The 23,633-nt window shown below is 45.9% G+C and carries 24 protein-coding genes; 5 read left to right on the forward strand and 19 right to left on the reverse strand.

Going from position 1 to position 23,633, the window contains the following annotated elements:
* Nucleotides 1–27 precede the first annotated feature (27 nt).
* Both JC525_RS08835 and JC525_RS08840 read right to left on the reverse strand, forming a co-directional pair.
* Entirely contained in the window at nt 28–447 is a 420-nt protein-coding gene (locus JC525_RS08835) for a CBS domain-containing protein (RefSeq protein WP_120959734.1), read from the reverse strand.
* A gap of 162 nt (nt 448–609) precedes the next feature.
* Nucleotides 610–1,602, reverse strand: a complete 993-nt coding sequence (locus JC525_RS08840) for an isoaspartyl peptidase/L-asparaginase family protein (RefSeq protein ID WP_198815580.1) — start codon at nt 1,600–1,602, stop codon at nt 610–612.
* Between the two features lie 615 nt (nt 1,603–2,217).
* Between JC525_RS08840 and JC525_RS08845 the strand changes: the two genes are divergently transcribed.
* Nucleotides 2,218–2,616, forward strand: a complete 399-nt coding sequence (locus tag JC525_RS08845) for a hypothetical protein (RefSeq protein WP_198815499.1) — start codon at nt 2,218–2,220, stop codon at nt 2,614–2,616.
* 138 nt (nt 2,617–2,754) lie between these two features.
* Here JC525_RS08845 and JC525_RS08850 read toward each other — a convergent pair whose 3' ends face one another.
* Nucleotides 2,755–3,054, reverse strand: a complete 300-nt coding sequence (locus tag JC525_RS08850; protein ID WP_198815500.1) for a hypothetical protein — start codon at nt 3,052–3,054, stop codon at nt 2,755–2,757.
* A 380-nt stretch (nt 3,055–3,434) separates the two neighbouring features.
* Here JC525_RS08850 and JC525_RS08855 point away from each other — a divergent pair, with 380 nt between their 5' ends.
* The 4 genes from JC525_RS08855 to JC525_RS08870 all read left to right on the forward strand — a co-directional run bounded on the left by JC525_RS08855 (nt 3,435) and on the right by JC525_RS08870 (nt 6,126).
* Nucleotides 3,435–4,238, forward strand: coding sequence for a BRO-N domain-containing protein (locus JC525_RS08855; RefSeq protein WP_198815501.1), 804 nt, complete (start codon nt 3,435–3,437; stop codon nt 4,236–4,238).
* Between the two features lie 217 nt (nt 4,239–4,455).
* Nucleotides 4,456–5,121 carry a hypothetical protein gene (locus JC525_RS08860; RefSeq protein ID WP_198815502.1) on the forward strand — a complete coding sequence of 222 codons (666 nt, stop codon included), beginning with the start codon at nt 4,456–4,458 and terminating at the stop codon, nt 5,119–5,121.
* Nucleotides 5,121–5,384: a hypothetical protein gene (locus JC525_RS08865; protein ID WP_198815503.1), complete on the forward strand. Its 264-nt coding sequence runs from the start codon at nt 5,121–5,123 to the stop codon at nt 5,382–5,384. The genes JC525_RS08860 and JC525_RS08865 overlap by 1 nt, the downstream gene beginning before the upstream one ends.
* 31 nt (nt 5,385–5,415) lie before the next feature.
* Complete coding sequence (locus tag JC525_RS08870) at nt 5,416–6,126, forward strand: hypothetical protein (RefSeq protein ID WP_198815504.1); 711 nt, start codon at nt 5,416–5,418, stop codon at nt 6,124–6,126.
* Here JC525_RS08870 and JC525_RS08875 read toward each other — a convergent pair.
* From JC525_RS08875 to JC525_RS08950, 16 genes are all read right to left on the reverse strand, one after another.
* Nucleotides 6,123–8,222: a hypothetical protein gene (locus JC525_RS08875; protein WP_198815505.1), complete on the reverse strand. Its 2,100-nt coding sequence runs from the start codon at nt 8,220–8,222 to the stop codon at nt 6,123–6,125. The two genes, JC525_RS08870 and JC525_RS08875, sit on opposite strands and share 4 nt — an antisense overlap.
* Entirely contained in the window at nt 8,223–9,242 is a 1,020-nt protein-coding gene (locus JC525_RS08880; RefSeq protein ID WP_198815506.1) for a hypothetical protein, read from the reverse strand.
* Nucleotides 9,235–9,756, reverse strand: a complete 522-nt coding sequence (locus JC525_RS08885) for a hypothetical protein (protein WP_198815507.1) — start codon at nt 9,754–9,756, stop codon at nt 9,235–9,237. The genes JC525_RS08880 and JC525_RS08885 overlap by 8 nt, the downstream gene beginning before the upstream one ends.
* Nucleotides 9,757–9,767: 11 nt before the next feature.
* The gene (locus tag JC525_RS08890) at nt 9,768–10,709 is read right to left on the reverse strand and encodes a hypothetical protein (protein WP_198815508.1); all 942 of its coding nucleotides are present in this window, start codon (nt 10,707–10,709) and stop codon (nt 9,768–9,770) included.
* Nucleotides 10,702–11,160, reverse strand: a complete 459-nt coding sequence (locus tag JC525_RS08895) for a GNAT family N-acetyltransferase (RefSeq protein WP_198815509.1) — start codon at nt 11,158–11,160, stop codon at nt 10,702–10,704. The genes JC525_RS08890 and JC525_RS08895 overlap by 8 nt, the downstream gene beginning before the upstream one ends.
* A complete protein-coding gene (locus JC525_RS08900) occupies nt 11,160–13,775 on the reverse strand; it encodes a hypothetical protein (protein WP_198815510.1) in 2,616 nt (871 codons plus the stop codon). Before JC525_RS08900 ends, JC525_RS08895 begins: the two co-directional genes overlap by 1 nt.
* Nucleotides 13,776–13,860: 85 nt before the next feature.
* The gene (locus tag JC525_RS08905) at nt 13,861–14,100 is read right to left on the reverse strand and encodes a hypothetical protein (RefSeq protein WP_198815511.1); all 240 of its coding nucleotides are present in this window, start codon (nt 14,098–14,100) and stop codon (nt 13,861–13,863) included.
* A 12-nt stretch (nt 14,101–14,112) separates the two neighbouring features.
* Nucleotides 14,113–14,766 carry an immunoglobulin-like domain-containing protein gene (locus JC525_RS08910; RefSeq protein WP_198815512.1) on the reverse strand — a complete coding sequence of 218 codons (654 nt, stop codon included), beginning with the start codon at nt 14,764–14,766 and terminating at the stop codon, nt 14,113–14,115.
* Entirely contained in the window at nt 14,766–16,856 is a 2,091-nt protein-coding gene (locus tag JC525_RS08915) for a sialate O-acetylesterase (RefSeq protein ID WP_198815513.1), read from the reverse strand. Before JC525_RS08915 ends, JC525_RS08910 begins: the two co-directional genes overlap by 1 nt.
* A gap of 106 nt (nt 16,857–16,962) precedes the next feature.
* Nucleotides 16,963–17,388: a hypothetical protein gene (locus tag JC525_RS08920; RefSeq protein ID WP_198815514.1), complete on the reverse strand. Its 426-nt coding sequence runs from the start codon at nt 17,386–17,388 to the stop codon at nt 16,963–16,965.
* The gene (locus tag JC525_RS08925) at nt 17,388–17,723 is read right to left on the reverse strand and encodes a hypothetical protein (RefSeq protein WP_198815515.1); all 336 of its coding nucleotides are present in this window, start codon (nt 17,721–17,723) and stop codon (nt 17,388–17,390) included. Before JC525_RS08925 ends, JC525_RS08920 begins: the two co-directional genes overlap by 1 nt.
* On the reverse strand, nt 17,723–19,735 hold the full coding sequence (locus JC525_RS08930; protein WP_198815516.1) for a hypothetical protein: 2,013 nt from the start codon (nt 19,733–19,735) through the stop codon (nt 17,723–17,725). Before JC525_RS08930 ends, JC525_RS08925 begins: the two co-directional genes overlap by 1 nt.
* Nucleotides 19,735–21,339 carry a hypothetical protein gene (locus JC525_RS08935; protein WP_198815517.1) on the reverse strand — a complete coding sequence of 535 codons (1,605 nt, stop codon included), beginning with the start codon at nt 21,337–21,339 and terminating at the stop codon, nt 19,735–19,737. The genes JC525_RS08930 and JC525_RS08935 overlap by 1 nt, the downstream gene beginning before the upstream one ends.
* Before the next feature lie 3 nt (nt 21,340–21,342).
* Nucleotides 21,343–21,978, reverse strand: coding sequence for a phage adaptor protein (locus JC525_RS08940; RefSeq protein WP_198815518.1), 636 nt, complete (start codon nt 21,976–21,978; stop codon nt 21,343–21,345).
* Entirely contained in the window at nt 21,978–22,382 is a 405-nt protein-coding gene (locus JC525_RS08945; protein WP_198815519.1) for a hypothetical protein, read from the reverse strand. Before JC525_RS08945 ends, JC525_RS08940 begins: the two co-directional genes overlap by 1 nt.
* A gap of 97 nt (nt 22,383–22,479) precedes the next feature.
* Entirely contained in the window at nt 22,480–23,481 is a 1,002-nt protein-coding gene (locus JC525_RS08950) for a N4-gp56 family major capsid protein (RefSeq protein WP_198815520.1), read from the reverse strand.
* Between the last annotated feature and the right edge of the window lie 152 nt (nt 23,482–23,633).

Here is a 23,633-nt window from a genome sequence, read left to right on the forward strand (position 1 = left end):
TCCTTGGCTACCTATTTACATCAATTATCAACCTGCGCGACGATACCCATCGTTTAGCTGAACGTCTATTGCCCGCAGCACCGCCGTTCGATTGATACAGCCTAAAAGCACGCCATCGTCATCGACTACCGGGTAAACCCGGGGCTTTTCTTTTAACAACAACTGCGCCAATTCAATCACCGACATGTAAGGCTTTACAGAAACCACGGGGGTTTTCATGATTTCCCCTACTCTACAAATTTGCTCGCGGTAATAGCTCGAAGCAATCATTTGAGCAATACAATCTTGCTCAGACAGGAAACCAACGACTTTACCTTTGTTATCAATTACCGGGCCACCACTCTGACCGCTGGCTAATAAGGCCTCAACGGCCTGCGCGACAGGCATATCAACGTTAAGCTTTACTGGGTGAGTGTTCATATAATCACTGACTTGCAACGATTCCATTTTCATTCTCCAGCCGCGGCGCCTACTTTGACCGACACTGCTAACTATTGGCGATACGGCACTTTAATTATTTTTAAGTATACGTGAAAGCAATTTCCCCCACTCTTAAAGACTAGTCCTTTACTGAACGACAAGCCAGCACATTTAACATAAAAATAACAACTAGTTCTTATAGATAGCTACGGTTATTTTTCCCTCGGTATCTATGCTAGCGCGGTACATACCAGCTGAGTTAAATGGCATAGCAATATTACCTTTGTTATCAATGGCAATAACGCCACCATCGCCCCCCGCTTCAACTAACACATCGTGAATGACTGTGTTGGCCGCCTCCACTAGCGTTACTTCTTGATATTTCATGCGAGCACAAATATCAGCTGCCACATGATAACGAATGAAATATTCCCCATGCCCGGTGGCTGAAACAGCGCAGCTCTCGTTGTCAGCATAGGTACCTGCGCCAATTATCGGTGAGTCCCCTATTCTTCCATAGCGCTTTGCCGTCATGCCGCCGGTTGACGTTCCAGCGACAATATTGCCGTCACTGTCCAATACCACAGCGCCTACCGTTCCAAAGCGTTCGTTACCTTGCTGTGAGCCATAACCGTTCGATGCTTGCTCCATTCGCGCCTTCACTCTATCAAGCGCTTCTTTGCGAAACTCTGTATCAAAAACAGAATTGTCGACCTGCTCAAGGCCATTTTCTCTTGCGTACTCTTCTGCACCGCTACCAGATAGCATCACGTGGGGTGACTCATTCATAACCAGTAGCGCAGCTTCAATAGGGCTTCGAATGGTTTTAACACCCGCAACTGCACCTGCGTTTTTGCTGCCGCCGTGCATGATAGAGGCGTCGAGTTCGTGTTCGCCGTCAAAGGTATACACTGCTCCAATGCCCGCATTAAACAAGGGCGAACTTTCAAGTATTTTGATAGTTTCCACCACGGCAACTTCACCTTTTTTGCCCTCTTGCAAAAGCGCATACCCATGCTTTACCGCTTTTGACAATACCTCTTTGTACGCCGCCTCTTTTTCTGGTGTCATCGACGATTTCAAGATAGTGCCGGCTCCTCCGTGTATCGCAATCGCTACTTTAGAAGACTTTTGGTCCCCATCTAGAGCCAAGGCATGTCCATTTATCGCAACAGCCGTCATCGCTGCTGCACCTAGGGCTACAACGGTTTTGCACAGTCTTTTAACTTGGGTGGAACAATGAATTTTTTTCAACGTGTGTACTCCCTATCAAAATAAGAACGATTACTTAATTTATTGCTTTTAATTTAACGTATCTGAAAACAATGCTTTGAAGCAGTGATGTAATAAAATGGCACAATAATAGAAGACAAGCTAGGTTGTCGCATGGTTTGAGTCACAGGTGTCGGTGAATGCGTAGATAATCTGATACTGTGCTGTTGAGAAGATAACCATGCGTGAAAAGGATATTTAAACCCGCTTTATCAGCACTTGTCGGTTTCCAATTTGGCTATATAACCGCCAGTATTTGGTATTGTATTTTACGCAGTGTACACTGCCTTCAATATTTCACTTAGAACACACTTGTGGTTATGCATACACCTACATTTTTGTGGCACGTTTTAGAAACCACCACGTATTTAAAGGGCTAGAGCCTAATTCAAAAATGATTCAGCACACCTTCGACACATTTTTAAAAAATCACCTTTAGATCCAATTCAATACCCACGCACAGTTGAATAATTAACCAATCGCCACTATTCTCTATATGTGTACTATTAATAAGGAAGAAGACACATGAAAACAGTAATCGTGATTGGTGCGTTGTTAATGGCTGGAAGTGTTCAAGCACAGCAGTATGAGGGCCAATACAGTAAGAACCCGTATAACAGTAAGTCAGTAACAAACCCGTATAGCTCTAACTACAATCCAACGTTAGGCAAAAACGGGAGTGCGCCAAAACTCTATGACAGCCAAGGCAATTACCGTGGCAAACTGAGTGATAATAAATATAGTGCTGATTCGATATCGAACCCGTATGGTCGATATGGCAGTAAATATTCAGCGGATAGTGTTAATAACCCGTATGGTGCCGGTAGCGTCTATGATAATGACAGCCCGAACAATCCTTATGGGGATGGATTAGAAGTGTATAGCGATCCATTTAGCGAAACTGATAGTGACGATGGCTGGTAAATCAAAACTAAAACAATTCGTAGAACACTGGGTAACATGGCGATTTTATTACATAGCTGTATTTTTAATTACCATATTCTCGATTGAGTTCTATTTGAAAATGAACTGAAAGGAGGCCGCAACTACGCGGCCTTTTTATTACTCCGTTTCGTACCACTTTTCATTAAACGTGGCTACCGCTGATTTCATCTTGTCTTCTATGCGCTGAAGTCGTTCTTCACGCTCAACAAACGATAGCGAGTCATCGATTTCAATGCGGTCACGTTGTTTGCGCAATAGCTTCATGCGCTTATCTACCGGAGTAGTAGCGCGTGGGGCTTGTTCGTTAGCAGTGCGGAATAGTGGAGTGCTATTTTCTTCAAAATTGACAAGATCATTTTCGTCCAATACACTTTGTTTGAAATCACCAAGATTTTGTTCGGTAGAGCCTAGACGCAATTGGAGCGTAGCCGCCGATTCAAAAGCTTGGCGTTTTTGTTTGTTTGCATATACTTATATAACCCGCCGTTGAAACATTCACGTGATCATCTTAGCCCACCTCAATTACGAAATGCCGTTACTAATTGACAAATAAAATAATTAAAGCTAACTTAGATAACGAGGACTCAAAACCTCTCTAAGCGGTATATTCCAGCCCCGATAGCGTTGGTTTTTTTATGTCAAAAATCTATTAAGTTTGCAGTTAAAAATTTACTATGTCGGGAGGGTGAGGAATAAAACACCCTTTATGGGAAATAACTCCGCGGTCTCTTAGAGCCGTTTTGAGCCTCCCGACACCACTATGTGGCGTTTTACTCAAAAAAATCTAAGGAGGCCTTATGCCTTTTCAAGTTATACCATTCAAATTCAAATCAAATGAAGTTCGCACCATCATGCTTAATAATCAGCCTTGGTTTATAGCGATGGATGTATCAAATGCCCTCTCCTATACCGACACTCAAGCCATGACAAGAAAGCTTGATGCTGACGAAGTTCAAACCCGACAAATTGTCGGTTTTGGAAATAGGGGCGCATTGATAATTAATGAATCTGGCCTCTACTCTGCAATTTTACGCAGCCGCAAAAAAGAAGCTAAGCTATTTAAAAAATGGGTGACTTCTGAGGTTTTACCCTCTATCCGCGAGCATGGCATCTATACCGACGAAGGAAATCAATTAAACACATTAATAGGCCATACGATAGGAACCGATGGCTTCCACTGTTTAGCCGCTGTATTGGACGGTAAATTGAGACTTTTACCAAATGATGATCGAAAGCGGATAAAAAACCATATTTGGTCACAAGTTCACAAGGCTTTTAGTGTGGTTTCTGCGCAAGACATTCCAGCATGTAAACTAGATAGCGCAAGGAATTTTATTGCTTCCTATGCTATCGAAGGTGAATGGCTACCAAAAACCAAAAAGTCAGACTGCGTTGAAATAACGCGAGAGCAGGCTCATAAAATCCATTTGCTTGTCACTCACTCAAGTTTTTTCCATAAGCGCTGGCATGAGGGCATAAGTGAAGGAGTGAAAGCAATTAACAGGGATCTTTGGGCTAACACTTATGAGCATGTTGAGTCTCTTGCAAGAGCAAGCAAAGGCTTGAGTGAAAGCTTACATCATCAAAATTTGATAAATTAAGTGCAACAAATCTTAATTAGAGCAAATTGAGCCTGTTTTTTATTAATGGGCTCAATTTTACTGGCATTCATTTTTTATTGTTTTAAATGTCACCTTTACTATTGAACCCCCTCTTGAACAATGCTTTAATTGTTGCTTAATATATGTACTAACTGCTTTTTGCTTCCATATACAAAAACCAATTGGCGCGGAAGGCTCATTAACAAAGTGAGCACTTATGCCAAGTAAATACAAACAACTTGTTTTAGATAATATCGGTAAAACCGTACACCACTGGACTATCATTCGACTGCTTAGCAAAGAGGAATCTCCATCTAGGGCTAAGTGGTACGCTCTTGCCCGATGTAAATGCGGAGTGGTTAAGCCAGTAGTCTCAGAAAAAATTTTTACCAACTCCTCAAAAAGTTGCGGCTGCGCAAAAAATGAAGCATTGAAAACACATGGTTTTACTACATCAGCAAAAGGTGGAAATTCAAGAGAGTACGCCATCTGGAACAGTATGAAGCAGCGCTGTCGCAACCCGAAGAATAAACAATATCCTGAATATGGTGGTAGAGGTATCTCTGTTTGCGATAGTTGGTTGCGGTTCGAAAACTTTTTTAGAGATATGGGGGAGCGACCATTTAAAGGCGCATCTCTTGAAAGAAAAGATAACAACAAAGGTTATTCGCCAGATAACTGCAAGTGGGCTGATCGCAATACCCAAAACAATAACAAGCGAAATAACCGACCAATAACGATTAACGGCGTGACGAAAAACCTTTGCCAATGGGCTGACGATTACGGCATTGGTCACACAACCATATTTCACAGGATTAAAGCTGGTTGGGATGTTGAGAGAGCTATCACTCAACCCGCAAGACCAATAAAGAGGGCTGCGTAATGTATGACATTGACTTTGATCAGCGTTACTGGGGATTTAAGCGCAATGCTAAAAAAGTATTTTTTAAATGGGTTACTGGGTGCTTCTTCTTCGGCTCGGCAATGGTCATGGCTAGAGGTATAGATTATGATTTTATCATTGTAGCTTGCGTATCTGTGTTTTACGGTGTCCTCGCAGTAGCCATTTATTCAGTGGCCTATTACTTGCGCTGGCATGGTGGCAAAGTTGGGCAGTTTTTAACTAAACCTCGAAAAATTTGGTGAAGATTTAGAATTTTTGATTAAGGGCGATTTTATGAAGTATGTACTGGTTTCCACGCTTTGGTTCTCGGGGTCGGCGTACTGCGCATTACCGCATTTTAACAATTTACCGAGCAGTTCAGGCCAAAGCTCTGCCCTCTCTATGGTTTGCGATGAATATTCTGATCAGAAAATTCAATGTCATTTCAACCAAACTTCTGTTATGAAGAACAAGCCCGAATACACCAGTGAACAATTTAGAAAAATCCTCCAGCTGGAACTTGATGAAAAGATGCAAGGGATCAGCATAGAACAGTTCAAGAAGAATGAGTTCGGCGATTTGTGTCAATCCGATTTCGATAATCTACAAGTCACTGATTTGCAAAAAGAGGTAATTTCGGGTAGTTGTAGAGCTTCAAGCAAACAAGAATTGGTCAGTGTTTATGCAAACATGCATGAGGCTAAGCTCCGCACATGCAAGGTTAATAACATCGACACTGGCTCCTATCTGTTTGATCAAATCAGTGAGAATAAATGGGTTAGCACCAATAAACCAATCGGAAAGTGCGGCGCCGTGCTTATCCTTTCAATAGAGAGGGAAAGTAGTGACAGGCCTTTATGGACATTTAATCAAGTTAGGCACTACACAAACACAAGCTCAGAAATGTGCGCAAAGCTCCAATCAATCAATGAAACTATGACCTACAGCTGGTCTGGCCAAAAGACGATAGAAAAAGACTGTGACTATATCGAGTTTGGATTCTAAATTGAGTTTTGATCTTGCTTTTCATCTTCCATTGCTTCATCAGCAAAGAATGGTGCTAGCATTGACAGGTACTGCCTCGCTCTAGCGCTTTGTGGCGGCAGCCTGTTTAATGCAATAGCGTTTTTCCTGACAGTGGGATTTGCCATCGCTTCAGCAACCTTTCTTGCTCCAAGGCCATGTACCAATGTGTTTAACCCCCCAACAATTCCACCACTAGAGGCTTTTACAAATTCATTTGCTGCTGCTGTGCCAGAGAAATTATATCCAAACTTATCTCCCCATCGCTCCAACGCTTCGATAGTGAGCTTTATTTCTTCCACCTCTGTTTTATCGAAAAGTGACGCTATCCTCTTCATTCCTTCTTCTGCATTTCGCCCATTCGTGCCTCGTAACTCCTTGATAAAGGTTGGCCCAGACAAGTGTAGTGTTTTTGCACCATGCGATGGCGCAAAATTCTTAGCCGCGCTAAGCGCATTTGTAAGCATAAATGATTTGGCGGCTTTGACAGTTTCAGGCGAGTGCTTTTCTAATACACCTACTATTGATTTCATTTCAGATGGCTTTAATGATAAAAACTTCTGCGCTACTTTTTCTGGCGCAATTGAGTTTCCACTAGCGCCGAATAACGGCGCAACTGTATCTTCCCCCAGCATTTTACCAATGGCGGTTTTTTCGATGTAATCAATGCTCTGCATGTGCTGTCGATAGCTTTGATTAGCCTCTTTGAGTAAAGCGCCAACGTCACTACCGGCTGTTTCTGCTAAATCATCAAAGTCTCGCTCTATGGCTTGCGTCAGCCTTGCCCCAATTCGCCTTTGCTCTGCTGACTGAATATCTTTGAACAAGTTAGCAGCCCCTTTCGAAACTCGACTAAAGTAGCTTCTATTTTTCAGCGCTGTCGATAAGTCAATGTTGTTCGACTTAAACTCGGCGGGGGTGTTCATTATAGGGTCAAAGTCTTTTGTTTTTACCTTTTTGCCCTGTAAATCTTTAACTACGCGCTTCATTTCTCTGCGAACTTTAAGTGCTTCTGAGCCTGAGACACCCTCATATTCGTCTAATATTCGCTTGGCTTCTTCTACAACATTGCTTGTGTTGAAGTTGCCATTAGGTAAAGCTTCTCGAATCATCCCGTAGTTCTTTTGGGCCATTTTGTCGCGACTATCAAGAATGTCATCAACAGACTTTTTAATCGAGTTACGTAAAGCATTACCCATGCCTTCTGCATCTATAGCCTCGCCTTTCATGCGCGTGGCTAGATCTTCAATATGCTCGACAGCCTGCCTACCTATTTTTTCATCCGCTTTAAATGCTTTTTCTGCTGAGAAAAAAGACTGCCTTGCTCTGTTTTCTAGAAAGGTAAGAGACTTAGATCCGGTTTGAGCTCCTGGCGTTAACTCGATTCCCGTTCTTTCTATAATGTCCCTTCCCTGTTTGACAAATTCATCATCGGCCTTGTTGGCCGCAATGTTAACGCCTCTTGTTATCACATTGCTGGGGAGCACGTTTTCAACCACTCTACCTAGCGCATCAAGTCCAGCATTAGCGCCAGCCCCAAACGCAGCGCCAACCGCAGCTTGCTCGCCTTTCTCTTTAATGAAGTTATCACCTTCATAGACAGGCTGAAGACCAGCCTCAATAGCTCCAACACCTCCAGCTTGCATGGTGCTCTTTAGTAGGCCAGCCCCTTTTGTTGCAGCCCCCATTGGTAGGAAAGCGGCGCCAACAGCCCCTGCAACCTCACCCGTCCTTGCTGCTGTATCTCCTTCACTGTATTTATCCCATAGCGCCTTTTCTTCGGCTATTTTTTGCTGGTAAGCGTCCGCACTACCTTCGTCAACAATGCCGACAGCCTCACCCGCTTCCATTCCTATCTGCTTAGCACCTTGACCAACCTCAGTCATAAATCGACCTAACCCAGCAGCGCCACGCTCAAAGGTGCTCATAGTCTCTTGTGGCAAGTTTCTTTGCTCTGGCTGACTTGAACTGCCTAACTGCGAGAATATTTGCTCTAGTTCTTGCTCGTTTGGTGGGCTATCACCTTCAAGGCTTACTGTGCGGCCTGAGTTTGGATCTTGAATGGTATAAACTGCCATCTAGTTAACCCCCACCACTTTAAAGCGACCTATGCGGGGAGAGCTATCGTCTTGCGTCCCCTGCGTTTGAGTGGCACCTAAACTTGAGTTGTGGCTTACAAGTTTCTGCCGTCTTGGAAGGTACTCATTGCGGTACCACTCTTTCCAAACCTCTTCACTATCATCTGGAGTTGGGATTGAACCGGCATACATTTCCAAATCTTTATCTGAAGGGTTCCCGCTAGCAGCTGCGAGAGCTTCAGATTTTAGTTTCGATGCTACCCGAGTAAGGGTTTTGTTATCGATGTATCCATCACCATTCCATAAGCTTTGAATTGGCGTCCAGATGGTATCATCAAACCATCCAGCCGCACCATCAATTGGGGCGCTGCGTGATAACGTCCCATCACCGTTCTTATCTCCCATCAGCATTGCCAGCGTTTGATCATTCGTTTCATCTTGCGCCTTTTGCGCTGCCATCTTGCTAAGACGCTCCTTTTCTGCTGCGTTGGGAGCTAGTCCAGATAGTACCTCATAAGCCTCTTGATACTCTGGCGTTCCAGGCACCTTGCCCATATTGACGAGGTCTTGATGCGTTGATGTTTGTTTTTGGTTTTGAGAGGTATCTTTCTGTTCAGAAGAAACAAGATTGCCATTTTGGTCATAACTCTCAATAAACTTTTCACCGGTTTCGGTGGTTTTGATGCGAGTCTGCACAACCTTCGGCTTAACTTCCATCTGCTCACTTGTGACTTGCTCACCTGCGGCATTTTTGCCAATCTTGAATTTACTGCCATCATCCCTCTTTTCAATAAGGGTACTGGTGACTTTATTCGCATCTTCTCTTGCGTATTTTTCGGTGCGGAGCTTATCTTCTCTCGCAATATCGAGTTCACGAATCTTATCTTCACGCGCCCAATTCTGCTGAAGGTTTTCTTGTCGCAATTCTTCAATGGCTTTCATGCGGTAGGCTTCACCGATATTTTGACCGGCTGCCATTAAGCCTTGGCCTAACCCTGCAAAGAGTGCTGATTTAGACATTTTGCATTAACCCCCGCGTTTGTGCTTCTTGATTAGACATGGCGGCATAACCTTGTGGCTTGTCGAGTCCTACGGCTTTTGCGCCTTCGCTAACGTCTTGTTCAATAACATCAGTATCAAGTGTGCCGCGCTGCTCTGCATCTTCGACATACTTTTGGTAAATGGTGTTCACGACTTCACTGATAAATTCATCAGTCACTTCGCCTTCACTCATGCGGCCTGATTCAGTCATTAGGCTCAACACTTCTTCAACCAGGTCTTCGCCGATTTGAATTTTCACCGCATCGGATAAGCCTTTTAACTGCTCTTCGGTGCGGCGTATCAGCACAAATACCGCATTAGCCACACCCTCTTGTGGGGTTTCTGCGTTTAACACTCGCGCAACTGTATTCTTAGCCACTTCACCGCCATGCAATGAGCGCAATGCTACGTCATAGGCTTGTTCATATTCTGCCTGTTCTTCATCAGTGGCCTCTTCGGTTCCAATTTCATTTTCTATTTTTGATAAGTCCATAAGGCCACCTATTAACTAAATGCTGAATTTACGTTGAACTGATAAGGCGAGTATTGCTTATTGCCCATGTTGTAGCGTCTGCGTGCTAATTCTTCTTCTTGCTCTTCTTCATCGGCTTTTTGCTGGAAGTAACCGGCGCCGGTTTGCATTGCGGTGCTAACTACGGCTCCTTTACCCATTTCACCTAGGCCATTCCAGGCTTTTGACATTAAGCCAGGATTAGCCGACCCTGCTCCCGAACCAGCGGCGGGAACTTGAATGCCTGCGGTTAAATTGCCGCCAGATTGAAGTGTGCTAAATGTTTGGGATGTGGTTGGGCCAAATGTTGAGCCTGCTTGTGCCATCGAGGTGCCGCCCAGCGAAGGCGTTGCACTGCTTGCTACGTTTGCCCCCATAGATGCGCCTTGAGTTCCCCCAACACTGCTTGAGAAATTGGTCGCTGCCGTGCCGCCAAATTGATTAGTCGTGAGTTTACCCGCATTTGCAACTGCTGAATTGACACCGCTCGCGGTTGTATTAATACCATTGACGGCGGCTGTGGTTGCCTTGCTTGCTGTGATGCCTGCTGTACCACCTGAGCTTGCAAACCCGCTACCCGCAGCAAAGCCAGCTTGAATTGTGCCGCCTGCCTGTGCTGCACCCGCTGCACCTGCTGTGCCCCATGCGTTACCCACTGTGCTTGCGGCTGTGCCAAAATTACCCGCCATCAGACTAGAGCCTGCCGAGGATAAACTACCGGCGGCACTACCCACCCCCGTCATAAATGAACCACCATTCATCATTGAGGAGATGCCCGCACCACCGAAGTAGATAGCGGCACCCGCTAACGCAACTTTAAATACCTTTGATTTAACGACTTTACGCACACCTTTGGCTACGCCTTTAACAACGCCCTTTACGGCTTTGCCAACACCTTTAAAAACCTTCTTTACACCTTTAACAACCTTAGACATTCTCTTTCTCCAAATAGGCGTAAACACCGCCTACGTGTGTAAATCCTAAATTCTGATACATGCGACCTACGCGGCCATCGTTATCTAGCCCTGATGTGATACCCAATTGGATATCAACCACTTTTTCATCTGACTTGGCCCACTTGATGAAACGGCGAATAATGGGCGCTGCGTAATTGCCGTGCTGCTCGTCCATCACAAAACACATATCACCGGCGTATTTCTTTTTGCTAAACCAGTGCTGCTCTTTGATTGCCATGAAAAAGCCGACAATCTTGCCTTTGTGTTCTGCTACCCATAACGCCATTGACTTGTCATTGATAGCGCGAAGCATGACTTTACGCGCCTGTAAATCAAATACATCGGCACCATAGACAGAGCGAGCAAGAATGCGCTTGCCCACTTCTATGGCCTGCGTGATATCTTCAGGTGTTGCGAGTCTTACGCCCATTATCGTACCGCCGTTGGTGGCAAGTCGGTATTGAAGCGGCCATTTTCAGCACTACCCATTAAGCCGCCAGCCACGCTTTGCTGCCGCGTTGTCGTGCCAGGTGAAGGAATGGTGCCGCCGTTAGTGTTGCGCCCTGTCGTGCCGCCGTTAGTGGTGCCGCCACCTGTGCTACCGCCTGGAATAGTGGTGTTGCCGCCTGCGCTATTATCATTGCCGCCATAAGGCTCGCTAGTGTTAGTGGCTCCCCCAATGCCATAAATATCGGCATAGGTACTGATGTTTTGCTGCACCATGTTTTGAATTTGGCGCTGTATATTGCTGTATTGGCTAGGGTCAATTTCAGGGTTCATAAAGGCTTCACCCAATGATGCAATCCCCTGATTAACGGCATTAGATACCGCGTTGGAGTATTCCATCTTTTGTGCGAAGTCGTTTTGTGAGGCCTGGATTTCCATGTTGGCTTTGGTTTGCGCTTCAATCTCAGTCAAGCGGTTTGCCATTTCCATTTGCATATTGTCGCCTTGGAATGACTGTAAGAGGTTATCGCGCTCTGACTGAATTGTGGCAGACCTGTCCATTTGCGTGAGCGCATTTTGATTTTGCTGCTCAAGCTCTCGCATTCGCTGTTGGCCTTCCGCATCTAGCATACCCATTTGGTTGGCGTTGCGGATTTCTTCAAGCTCTTTGTTAAACGATTGCATATCGTTTTGAAGCGCCATATTAACTTCAAGCTGTGAGGCCGTTTTATACTGCTCCATTTCCATTTGGAAGTCGCGGTTGGCCGCATTCTCGCTAGATTGAAAATCTTGTTCAAGCTCCATTAAGCCGCGTTGGTTTTGATTTTGCGCTTCGAGTTCACGCATCCGCTGCTCGCCCTGCGCATTTAATGTGCCTAATGAGTTTTCATAGCGTAACTGTTCAAGTTCTTGCTGGAATGAGCGGTCAGCGGCATTTTCGCCTGACTGGAAGCCTTGCTGCGCTTCAAGCTCTTGCATTCTTTGCTGACCCTGAGCATCAAGTTGCCCCATAGCGAAATCATTTCGTAGCGCCTCAAGCTCTTGGGTAAACGCCCTATCTTCTTGATTTTGTCCAGCCTGGAAGGTCTGTTGTGATTCAAGCTCAGTTAATCGCTGCTGCCCCTCTTGGGTTAAAATGCCAAGTTGCTGTTGATATTGCAGTTCTGACATTTCCTGTTGGAAACTTCGATCTGCTTGATTCTCATTCGACTGGAATTGCTGTTGCTTTTCAAGTTCTTGTAATCGCTGTTCACCTTCAGCATCCAGTAAGCCTAATGAGTTTTCATAACGCAACTGTTCAAGCTGTGTAGTAAGCTCTCTATCCGCTTGCGACTGGTTGGCTTGAAAGTCTCTGTCGGCTTGGCTTTCACCTGACTGGAATTGTTGCTGCTTTTCTAGTTCCGCTAGGCGCTGCTCACCCTGGGCATCCAATAAGCCCATTTCGTTATTAGCGCGTAACTCTTCAAGTTCAACCTGAAAGCTTCTATCTGCGGCATTTTCACCAGACTGAAACTGTTGCTGCACTTCAAGCTCTTGAAGGCGCTGCTGACCTTGCTGGTCCAGTAATCCTGCTTCATTTTGCGCACGCAGATTTTCAAGCTCACGCTGCTGTGTTCTGTCGGCGGCATTTTCACCGGCTTGAAACTGCTGTTGCGAGTCTTGCATACCTTGCTGGAAGCTTCTGTCTGCTTGATTTTCACTAGACTGAAAGCTTTGTTGCGACTCTTGAAGCCTTTCTTGTAGTGTTCTATCTGCGGTGTTCTGCTGGCCTTGAAAGGATTGTTGAGATTCAAGCTCACGCATTCTAATCGCTTCTTCAGCGGATAAAATACCTAACTGATTTTTATACTGAAGCTCTTGCATTTCTTTTTCAAACGAGCGGTTTTGGCTGTTCTCGCCCGATTGGAAATTTTGTTGCGACTCTTGCAATTCTTTTTGTAGCGCTCGGTCTGCGCTAGATTGCCCTGACTCAAAATCAAACTGATTACCTTGAAGCCTTTCTTGTAACGCTCTATCTGCGGCACTTTCGCCAGCGGTGAATTGCTGACTGTCTTTATTTAAGTACAATTGATTAAGCGCGGCATTATCTTGCATCCCTACCGCTTGTGCGTTTTGATTGTTTGTCTGCGCTACGGTGCTGTACGTGTTGGCATCTTGCTGCGCAATAGGCAACGCTGTATTAAACATGGCGTTTAACGCATTCTCATTAGCGATAGAGCTTGATTGCAAGCCCCGTGAAGCAGAATAGCGGTTAGCCTGTTCTACCGCCTTTTGCATTAGCGGGTTATCTTGGCTTAATAAGCCATTTACCCTGTCTTCAACGCGCATATTACTAGTCACATCCATTGTCTGTGGCGTGTAGCGGTTAGGTTGCGCTGAAGTTGATTGAGTGGGCGGTGTCATCATCGTAGTGCGCATCATATTTTGCGCTTTAGGAGTCGATGAAGTGGGCTTTATCTTACTGCCATCATCGGGCATGAGCTGCTTGGTCATGGTGGCTTTCATCAATCCCCCGCTTTGTGGGCGAATAGATTGTTGTTTTTTAGGCGCGACTGTGCTGCTCGCAGCCTTATTCGCCTGCAAGTTGGGCAATTGCATAATTGAAAGTCTCTATCGGGGAAAGAAAATGAAGATGCTAGAACCGCATCATGGTTAATTTTACAGCAAAGCTCGGTAATTGCAATTAGCGTTTGTTACTGATAAACGCCTTTGCTGAAGCGCCACTGTCTGACATTGATACACGCCATGTCATGCCGCTTTTTAAATCAACATCGATGGCTTTATTTTCCGCGTAAGTACCCATAGTGACAAATGTACCATCACAATCCAGTTGCAATTCTAGCGTTGCCCCTGCTGCCACTAGCGCAATACTGCGTGTTTCATTGCTACCTGAAAAGGTTTCGTTGTGTTGTAATTCTCGCATTTTATACTTCCTTTAAGAACGTAGTGTTTCACGTAGCGTTGGGCGAATTAAGCCAGTAGCGCCAATATTAACTGAGGGTATAAGGGTTTTTGTGGTTATTACAAACGCATCTGATACTTCATTAGAATTTGCATCTGTTGCAGTAATGGTTAATGTTTCTATTTCTTCGGTGGTTGCGGTACCACTTATCACGCCCGTAGACGCATTAAAGGTTAATCCATCGGGTAGCGTGCCGGTAAGTACGTATGTAAATGGTGTAAATGTGCCATCAAAAAACGCGGTCAAGTCGTAGCTAAACGCACTATCAATATACGCATTTCTATCTGTTACCGGTGAAGCAAGCGATATAGGCGCATCTGTTGATGCCGCTTCAACGATAACCGTTCTTACTACCTCATCAGCCTGATTGCCTGCACTGTCTGACACATTGTAGGTGATGATATACGTAGCTGGCGTTGACGTATCAACCAAGCCTGCAACAACAATGTTGCCCGATATATCGCCATCTACGTTATCGCTCGCGGTTGCACCTGCATCAGTGTATGTATCACCTTCTGTGATTGTGACGCTGGCATCACCAAGTAATATGATAACAGGCTTTGCGGTGTCTCCGGCAGGCTCAGCAGATACCCACTGGTTGAAAGTACCCCACTGATTAAAAGTCATTAAACAGTCACCCCTTTTATTCCGCAACCCTCACTCTCAAGTGTATTACCACTATCAACATAACCTCGAAGAAGTGTACCAGCCGCTACTGACAGTCCTGTTATAGTCGCAGAGCCACCTGAGTATGCAACGTTGCCGCTAAATACTTCATTGTCGTCAACGTCCATCAGGTATGTTTTATACGTCCCATCAGGTGCGCCAATATCTAAAGTAATATCAACAGTTACAGGTGGTACGCCCTCAGTAACAGTAGTTTCAATCGTGATAGGCTCAACCATTACGGCTTGCGAATTATGCAACTCATCACCCGTAGGAAATGTAGTTTCATCTAAGTCTTGCCCTTGGTGGCTCCGTAGCTTAACTGTTCCAGTAGGAATTGACGCGAAAGTTAACACAATCTTATCGGGCGCTACGTATGAAATGCTTGTCGGGTTAGTCGTAGTTGAGAAATCATCGTTAGTTAACTCGTATAGACTTGTAGCAAGCGCCGGAACTGTTAACCCTGTACTACCATTCAGATTATGCGTGATAGTTACATCGCTACCACTATACGTCGCTGATGTTGGGATTGGCCCGCGTCCGCTATTCCCTGCGCCATTAAACGCTGCTAGGAATGAATCAGAGAATCTAAGCACCTCAGTTACATAGCCTTGGCTTGTACGGTGTAACCCGTCATCCATAGGCAAGTCCATAGACTGATGTGATATATAAACATCGCTAGTTTCATTTGCGTACTTGGTTTGCGCAGATCTAACGCCATCCCATCCTGATTCACTACCAGACCCACCAACGTTTCTACCAAGTTGCACGATAAACATAGGCAGCGTATCACTTGTCTGCCCTGTGCGAGATAATATATCAGCCCTTAATTCACTAAGGCGCGTTTCATAGGTTGCTTGAGTAGTGCCAGTATTGGACTCCCCCTGTCCCCACCAAAAACCATTAAGCTTCCCTCCTGCTGCTATCAATGCCGCTTGTCTATTGGCGTAGTTATCGCCTCCGATTAAATGCTGTTCAATTGCCGTTGCGCCAACTGCTGTTTCATACGCAGCCACAACGCATCCTAACGACTGAGATATAGCGTTAAGCCCTGCATAAATACAGCCTCTATCTGTTGGCTGCTGATACTCAGAACCGTTAAACTTAACCACGTCGTCTATTGGCGTGGCTGTAAGCGTACTATTCCAAATATTGTCTGTGTTACTCTGTCCCGCAAGCTCTATAACTAAACCAAACCCGATACGTAAAGAGGATGATTGAATGTTTGTGGCGTTTGAGTACCTAACAAGAATCTTGTAGTAAGGGCCGCGCGGGATATCAACTGCACCTGAGAATGTGCCGCCTGTTGGAGCTGCATCTAATGTAGTCCAATCAGTAACAACAGTGCCGCTCACAAACTCCTCTACGCGATACTCGATGACTGTTGGCGTAGTTACACCCTCGTAAGTTCCGCTGATTGTGTAGTTATAGGTAGGTCCAAACGTTGCGTAGACTTTTCTAGACGGTTCATTAGCAAGTGTAATTAGGTCGCTTGCTGTTGTACCCAAATCAAGGTCGTCAATGAATGGGTCCGATGTTTTACCATACATGCCAGCGTTAGTGCTGGTGTTGTCTGAAACAGATGAAATATCTACTGGTGAACCTGCGCTCACCCCGTTAACGAAAAGTTCTACTGTGTTATTTTCTCCGTCAACTTCAAGTCGAACAATATCACCTATAACGACAGGTACGCTGTAAGTTGCCAGTATAGCCCTACTTCCGTTATTACTTGATAGGATGCTAACAGATGACGCACCACCCAGTCTTATTGATACCCAGTCCAGGCTGGACTCTGTCCTTACTGCGGGTCCGCCATCTCTATTAGTTCCTGCAAACTGATACTTCATCCGAACTTCTGAATACATGGACGTTGAGCTAGTATTGTAGCTCATCACTGTACCGTCAGTGGCGTCTAGGACAAGTTGCGCGCCTGTTATCCTGGCCGCATTTACGTTAGCAGAGAATTGACCATAAACGGTCCAGCCGGCAACGTCTTTTAGTAACGTGCCATCTGGATATTCTGAAAAGTATGTTTGAAATACTGACGCCATTACAAGCCCCTATAAAATTAATAAACCTAGCACTCGCTTTAAGTAGGTGAAAAAGTCACCCCTCAACGCTATGCCGCCTACGGATTTAAAGATGCGTATCGCCATCTTAAATTCCCTCTTTCTCTTTCACTTCATCATTAAGAATTTCAAATGCTCTTACTGAAGTGAGTAGCTCAAATTGCACGAGCGAATTAATACCATCAATGGCCTCATCATCATCTAGGTCTATGAACCGTGCTGAGTTGACTTTAGCGAGAAACAGCCTAAGCATGGCGGCTTGTTCTCTTGATTGCTGTGTGCCTTGTGGATTATCAATAGAGGCTAAATCAATCGCCACATATTCAGCGGTAGTGAAGCGGTTGAGAAATGATTTAGGAGTAATACGCTTATCTTCTACGGGAGTGCTTTTAACGCCTTCAATGATGCGCTGGCCTTTATCGCCCTTGTCGGTCACGATTTTATAGCGCTCACCTTCTTGTGGCTCTGCTTCAACCCACTCTTCATTGCGATAAGTAAAAGTAGTTGTAGTCATTATGCGTCTTCCTCGTAAAAGTAAATGCTAAACCCAATATTTCCATTAGCATTACCTGTTCCTATCGCCTTACTGATTGAAATTGCTTCACCAACCCCACCCACAACTTCAAGCCTTGCTGGCTGGATATTATCAATTACGGTTCTGCCGCCACTCGTAACAGTTAATTGCCCAGCGGTTGTGCCATAACTATCAGCAATCAGCGTGACAAACTCATTAGATGCTGGCGTAAATGTGGCGTTATACGTACTACCTACTGTGGTGGTAGTGGCTTGAATGTCAGCGGTGCGATACCGCTTCCCGCCACTGCTTAAAAATTGCGATAAATCTGCCATTAGTTATAAATCCTCAAAAGACTGTGACCGCCCGTAAACACCAGTTCAACGGTGCACGCTACACCTGCGGGTATGTGATGGGATGATTCGCCTGAGCCGTTAGGCATATACATAGTTTGTCCTGCAACAAGGTTAAGTTGACCGCTCTTCACTTGTTTATGGATGATTAGCTTTTCATCTGCGGCAAAGGCACTGTCGTTGATGGTGCAGGTTGTATTACCCGTTGACGTGGTGACATACTCGGTGACACCTGCTAGGCGCGTAGCGGTAAAGCTGCCCGATACTCGTGTAACTACTTGCCCTTTTTGCGAGCTGGGCAATGCGCCAACGTCACTGGATGTTAATGTGATATTGCCTGTTAAGGCTTTGCCATTCACCTGCCGCGAGGTTGGCACACCGCCTAGTGTTGATAGTGTCGTTGAGCTAGATAACGCCCCTACATCACTGGCGTTTAGTGTGATATTGGTCGAAAGCGCTTTGCCATTTACTGTTCTGGTTGTGGGTACTGCGCCTAAACTTGCCGCATTAGGCTTGTTACTTAAATCGTTGTAACTGCCACTTGCCGCAACGGTAGCTAAATCGGTGGTTTGTACTGGGTTAGGTAGGTTAGCGGTTGTGTGAGGTGTGCCACCTTGAATTGTTACGGGCTTCTCAAAAACTACATCTCGCTTAAAATACACATCACCCGTTGCTCTTGATATGGTAAAAGTGGTGTGCTGGTAATCGCCCAAATCATCTCTACCTTGGAGCGACAAGTCACCACTTGAGTTGTTGGCGGTATAAAAAAGCCAGCGTGTCGTGCCTGCGCTGTCGGCAAATGTTATGCCTACGTACTCATTCAAAGTCTGAGGCATGATTAAAAGGCTGTCTGTACCATCATCTTTAATAGTTGCCTTGCCGTTAAATACCACCCCCCCAAGCGTTGTTAATGAGTTTAGTGTTGCATTACTGCTTTTAACAACGTAATCGCCGTGCCCATGACTTGCCGCTGCCGCGCCCACATCAGCCGCCGTAGGCTTGTTTAATAAATCGGTATAGCTTCCGCTGGTTGCAACGGTGGATAACCCTTGAATATCGCCCGTACCAATAATGATGTTGGATGATAGCGCCTTGCCGTTGACGGTGCGTGTGCTGGGTACAAAATCACCATTGACCGTATCAAGAGTTTGTTGTGCGTAAGCCTCTGCCTCTTTTGCCCAATGGTAGGAAGAGTATTTGCCCCCGCTGTTAGGCACGAATTGGTTGTGTGCGTAGTTTGCAAAGTTGTCGGCTTTTGTGGCTGACGCGCTTGCGTTATTTGCCTGCGTTGTGGCGTTGCCTGCCTGTGTTGTGGCAAGGCTGACTTGCGTTGCAGCATCATCGACTTTCTCTTGTCCTGCTGCTTGCACGATAGCAAGCTGCTCTTGCGCGATAATTGAGTAATGCTTGGCTGAGTAAAAGCCTGTTTCAACCTGCACATTCTTTGCAGCGTTAGCGTAATTTTGCGCCAGCGCTACCTTTGTTTGCGCTTCATCAACCTTAACTTGTGCCGCGTCTACCTTAGCTTGCCCTGCGGCTTCCACTAATGGGATTTGCGCTTCAGCGTGATTCGCCCAATGCTTTGCAGAGTAAAAGCCGTTTTCAACTTCAACATTATCCGCTTCATTGGCATAGCGCTGTGATAGCGTGGCAGATTCTTGTGCTTCTAGCGCATCTTCAGCCACTTGCGCTCGCCATGCTTCAATTTGGTTGTACCGCTGCTCGACTAATTCAAATTGCTCTAAGATGGTTGCAATCGGATAGAGCGCAATATCGCCCGAAGTGTCGATGTAAATAAACGTATCGTTAACGGTTTGCTCTGGTATATTCGGATTGCCGCTGAAAGTTTCAGGCAGAAATACCGCGTGCTGAAGTCTATCGTGAAGTGCGTTAAATGCGCTTTCTTGCGTATCTAAATCGCTGTTATATTTGTCGGAACGAATAACCGTGCCCGATGTGACCGATGCCGGTCTGGTAAAGTAGGGGTTTGCCATTAGCGCCTGCGCCCTCTTGGTGTGAAGTGAACTATCATGGAATTGACAATGTGCGGCGGCTCAGTGGCGGCACTGCCAGAAAAGACCATTGAGACATTGCGAGAAACGCCATCAATGTAAAAATCAGAGGTGAACACGGATGCGGCAGACCAACGGGATTCATCCCATGTGGCCTCATCCCAATACCCGCCGCCACCAGTTATGGTAATGTCTTTAGGGCGGTGATAAGGCACATCAGGTTCAGAGTAATCAAAATCAGGGATGCACGTTACACTTGCCGTGCCTACGGTGTCGGCTTCTATGACGACTTTACGCCAGCGCTTTTTAATGTCCGGTGCGCCAAAGTGCGCAAAAGCGGGGCGCAATACATAACCGATAGGGTTGCCATCAAAGCTAAATCCTCGCTCCATCTGATAGACAAAGCCATCATCAGAGCCAAAGAATAAAACTTCTTTGCCGTTTTCATCCTCGCCCGAATAGGCACAGCGAATAACCTTGCCAAAATCAAACGTTGAGAAACCTGCCACTTCACGCCCGAAGAAAGTACAAATAAGCCCCGTACCATCATCGAAACACCAACGTACTTGGTTCTTTTCTTTTATCGCAAAAGAAGCTGTAACACGGCGAGCGTATTGATTTAAGAACGGCTCAACTTTCTGGCTCATGGTAGCCATGTCGAAGTTACCAAACTCTTGAACACGGTTAAGGCGCGTCATACCTCTGTCATCGAGGTAAATGGAATCGCCTATGGTTTGCGCCGACCACTCGACTGCACCGGTAGTTTTCGACAAATCTTGTAGCTGAAAATCATCAATCGAAGTGCCATACAGCACATATGTACGATTACGACAAAACACAGCCATAGAATTATTAGCCTGTAAATCCAGCGCCGTGATTTCATCGCCGCAACCAATTTCCGCATTCCAGTTGTTTGTGCCGCCTGGTGTGCCCACTTTTGAAGTGACAAACGTACCGCCTTCATAGCTATTCACCATAATTTGAGAAGAAAGCACTTCAATGTGTGTGGGGTATTTCCCTGCAAAGGGGCCTGCTAACTGTGTAAACGTGGTACCGGTAAATTCAAATAAATCGTTTTTACCATCTACGCCATACAGATAAATGGTGTCTGTACCCGCAGCGAAGTTCGCAATCGCAAATTCGTATCTGCCGCCAGGGTTTAATGTAGGCGTTGTGACGACTTGCCAGCCTGTATTGCTGGACTTATACATAACGCATTCGGTACCCGCCGCATTATCACGAAACGCATACACAGTGTCTTTGTATTGCACGACACCGCGAATAGGGCCACTACCTGGCACAATATCAATAGCGCTTCGCCGCGTGGCCTTCTCAGCCTGCACCGCATCAAACTCAGTAACATCATCACTAAACGGATGCCCTGGTAAGTCTTTCGCTAATACTTGGCTAGGCGCTGGCCTTCCGTCAAAGCGCTCATAGCCTAAAATGCGCTGATAGCGTGCCAGCGTATTCACTTCGTAGTTAAATAGCTGTATCGCTTCCCCTGGCTCCATTTCTAACACGGACGCGCCAAGGTTTAGACCGCCTCTGAAAAGCACAGGGGCAGTTTGCGTTCTTGATGGCATGGCTTACTCGAAAGTGATTTGCGGTTGTTCGGTTTGGCTAATGAGGTTTATCCATTGATTAAACTCGGCCAACTTCACTTGAAATAGGTAGGTGTCTTCTTCGTAGTGCGCATAGAGCATCAGCGCGCGGCATACAATAGCTTCATGGTATTCTTCGGGCAAAAGGGGTTTATCTACACCGTTGACCAACTGCACCGGCTTACGGTAATAATCAATCGTAACGGTGCCAACTTCGGCTGGTATAGGAAACAGCAATATCTTTTCATCAGGGCGAACAATGAAGTAGGTCGGTATACCGTGTTCATCATCTTTGCCTGCGGCCTTCACTTCACGCTGATACCAATCCCAATCACGCTCAATAAGCGTTTTGGTGTTGTAGCGAAACGTAGCAATGCTGCGCGGTTTGACTAAGCCAAAATCGGCAGGGAAATACTCCCCCACCATTTTGATAGTGTTACCGCTACCCTGCGCCCACAGAAAACGCCAGTCTTTATTTTTGAGTTGTATCTCATTGTTAGCTTGTTTTACCCACGACACAATACGAGAGAGAATGCCTGATTGGCCGGTAACGGCTGTCGGCCCTTCTCCCGATACGCCAGCGTCTTGCCTCACACGTTGACACAACTCAAGAAAATTCACTAGCGTACCTCGCGAACCTGATAGGCGTAAGGCTGGATGGTGATGGTTTCCATCGTGTCTTCATCAAGCACGTCTTTTTTTATGTTCTCTATGGTTGGCAGTAAGTAGCGAGGGCATTTCGCGCGTTCACCGCGCTTAAAACGGAATGACTTACCATTTACGCCCACGTAAACCGGCTGTTTATCGTCTTTGTCTTTTTGAAACATGATTTCAACAAACTTACTTTGCAACTCACCTTCAAGTGGTGCGTTATCGGCGTTGTCTGCATCATCTTTACCCAGTGCTTCTTTTAGCTTTTTACGCAGGGTTTCCGCGTTGGCTTTTGGGTTGTAGTCTGCCTCTAACGCATCAAGTTGTTCTTTTAGTTCTGCTGCGCTTAGCGCGTCGATATTGATATCGCTCATTGTTATTTGCTCCAAGGGAGGGTTATGTACATGGGTTAGGCTGGCTAACCGATAGACACAAAAAAAGGGGCCGTTAAGCCCCTTTAGTGATTAGGTGTTATGCGAGGTCGGTGATACCGACTTCCACACGGCATAGCCATGCTTGGTTTAAGATCAACGCATCGAAGTAAGTTTTCCAACCTACTGAACCGCGCTGACCTAGCGGATCAGAATCTGACGCGGTGCCAGGGTTCACAACCATTGGCGAGAACGCTTTAGAGCCACGCAATGCAACGTGACCAAATGCGTCTTTGCCGATGTAAACCACAGGGTATACGTCCACGTTTGAGCCATCTGACTGAACCATGCCGTTAGCAGTTGTGCTACCTTCACCCACGAATGGGTTAAGAACCGGCGAGCAGATGTAGCGCACATCTTCAACCTTGCCGATTTCATGCGGCAATGCTTCCATTGAGCCGTATTTCTCGCACGGTACAAAGCCTGCCATTTCACGAATATCCGCTTCACAGTCAGTGTGTGCAAACGCTAGGAACGCTGGCGCAATTTGCTCAGTGCCGTACTTCACAGTAGATGACACTTTGCTGGTGACCTTCTTGGCGCGCTCATTTTTAAGATGGCGAACCACAGCGCGTTGTAGCGTGGTAGTAAGCTTGGTGTTTACCGCGCTGCGAGCCGTGCCGTTTGCGTAGTACACGTTTGAACCACCACAGATAGCGCCCCATAACAACAGCTCTTTCATTTCTGCGGCTTGCTCACCACAGAGTTCCGTTGCATCTTTCAGCACCGGATCTTCTGCAATATCTTGCACGCGGTCTGTGATACCCACTACATCACCGTACTGCTTCAGTTGCGCAGGCACAGTTTCATACTGCATTGCACGCTTGGACGGTGACACGCCTTCAGTCAGTGGTGTAGTGATAGTGTCTAATGGAAGAGGGATAGGACGGCGAAACTTTGGTGTGTCCGAAGTGTTCTTAGGAACGGGTTGTGTCATACCGTATTGCGCAAGCACTTCGATAGGGCGCGCATGGTCAAGCATATTTTTTACAGCCCACGCAGTTGTACGCTGCGATAAGCCAGAGAAAGTAGTATTAGGCATAATAATTATCCAAATTGAATTGAGTTAAACGAGATAAAAACCGTTGAACCGTTTTCGCAGAGGACAAGCGCAGCCCGTGTGAGCGGCTTTCGCGGCTCTTGGCTAGTTGGTCGTCTATTGAAGTTGGTTGTTTCGGGTAAGGGTTAAGGGTT

The organism is Alteromonas sp. IB21, from assembly GCF_016405965.1.
GTDB lineage: Bacteria > Pseudomonadota > Gammaproteobacteria > Enterobacterales > Alteromonadaceae > Alteromonas.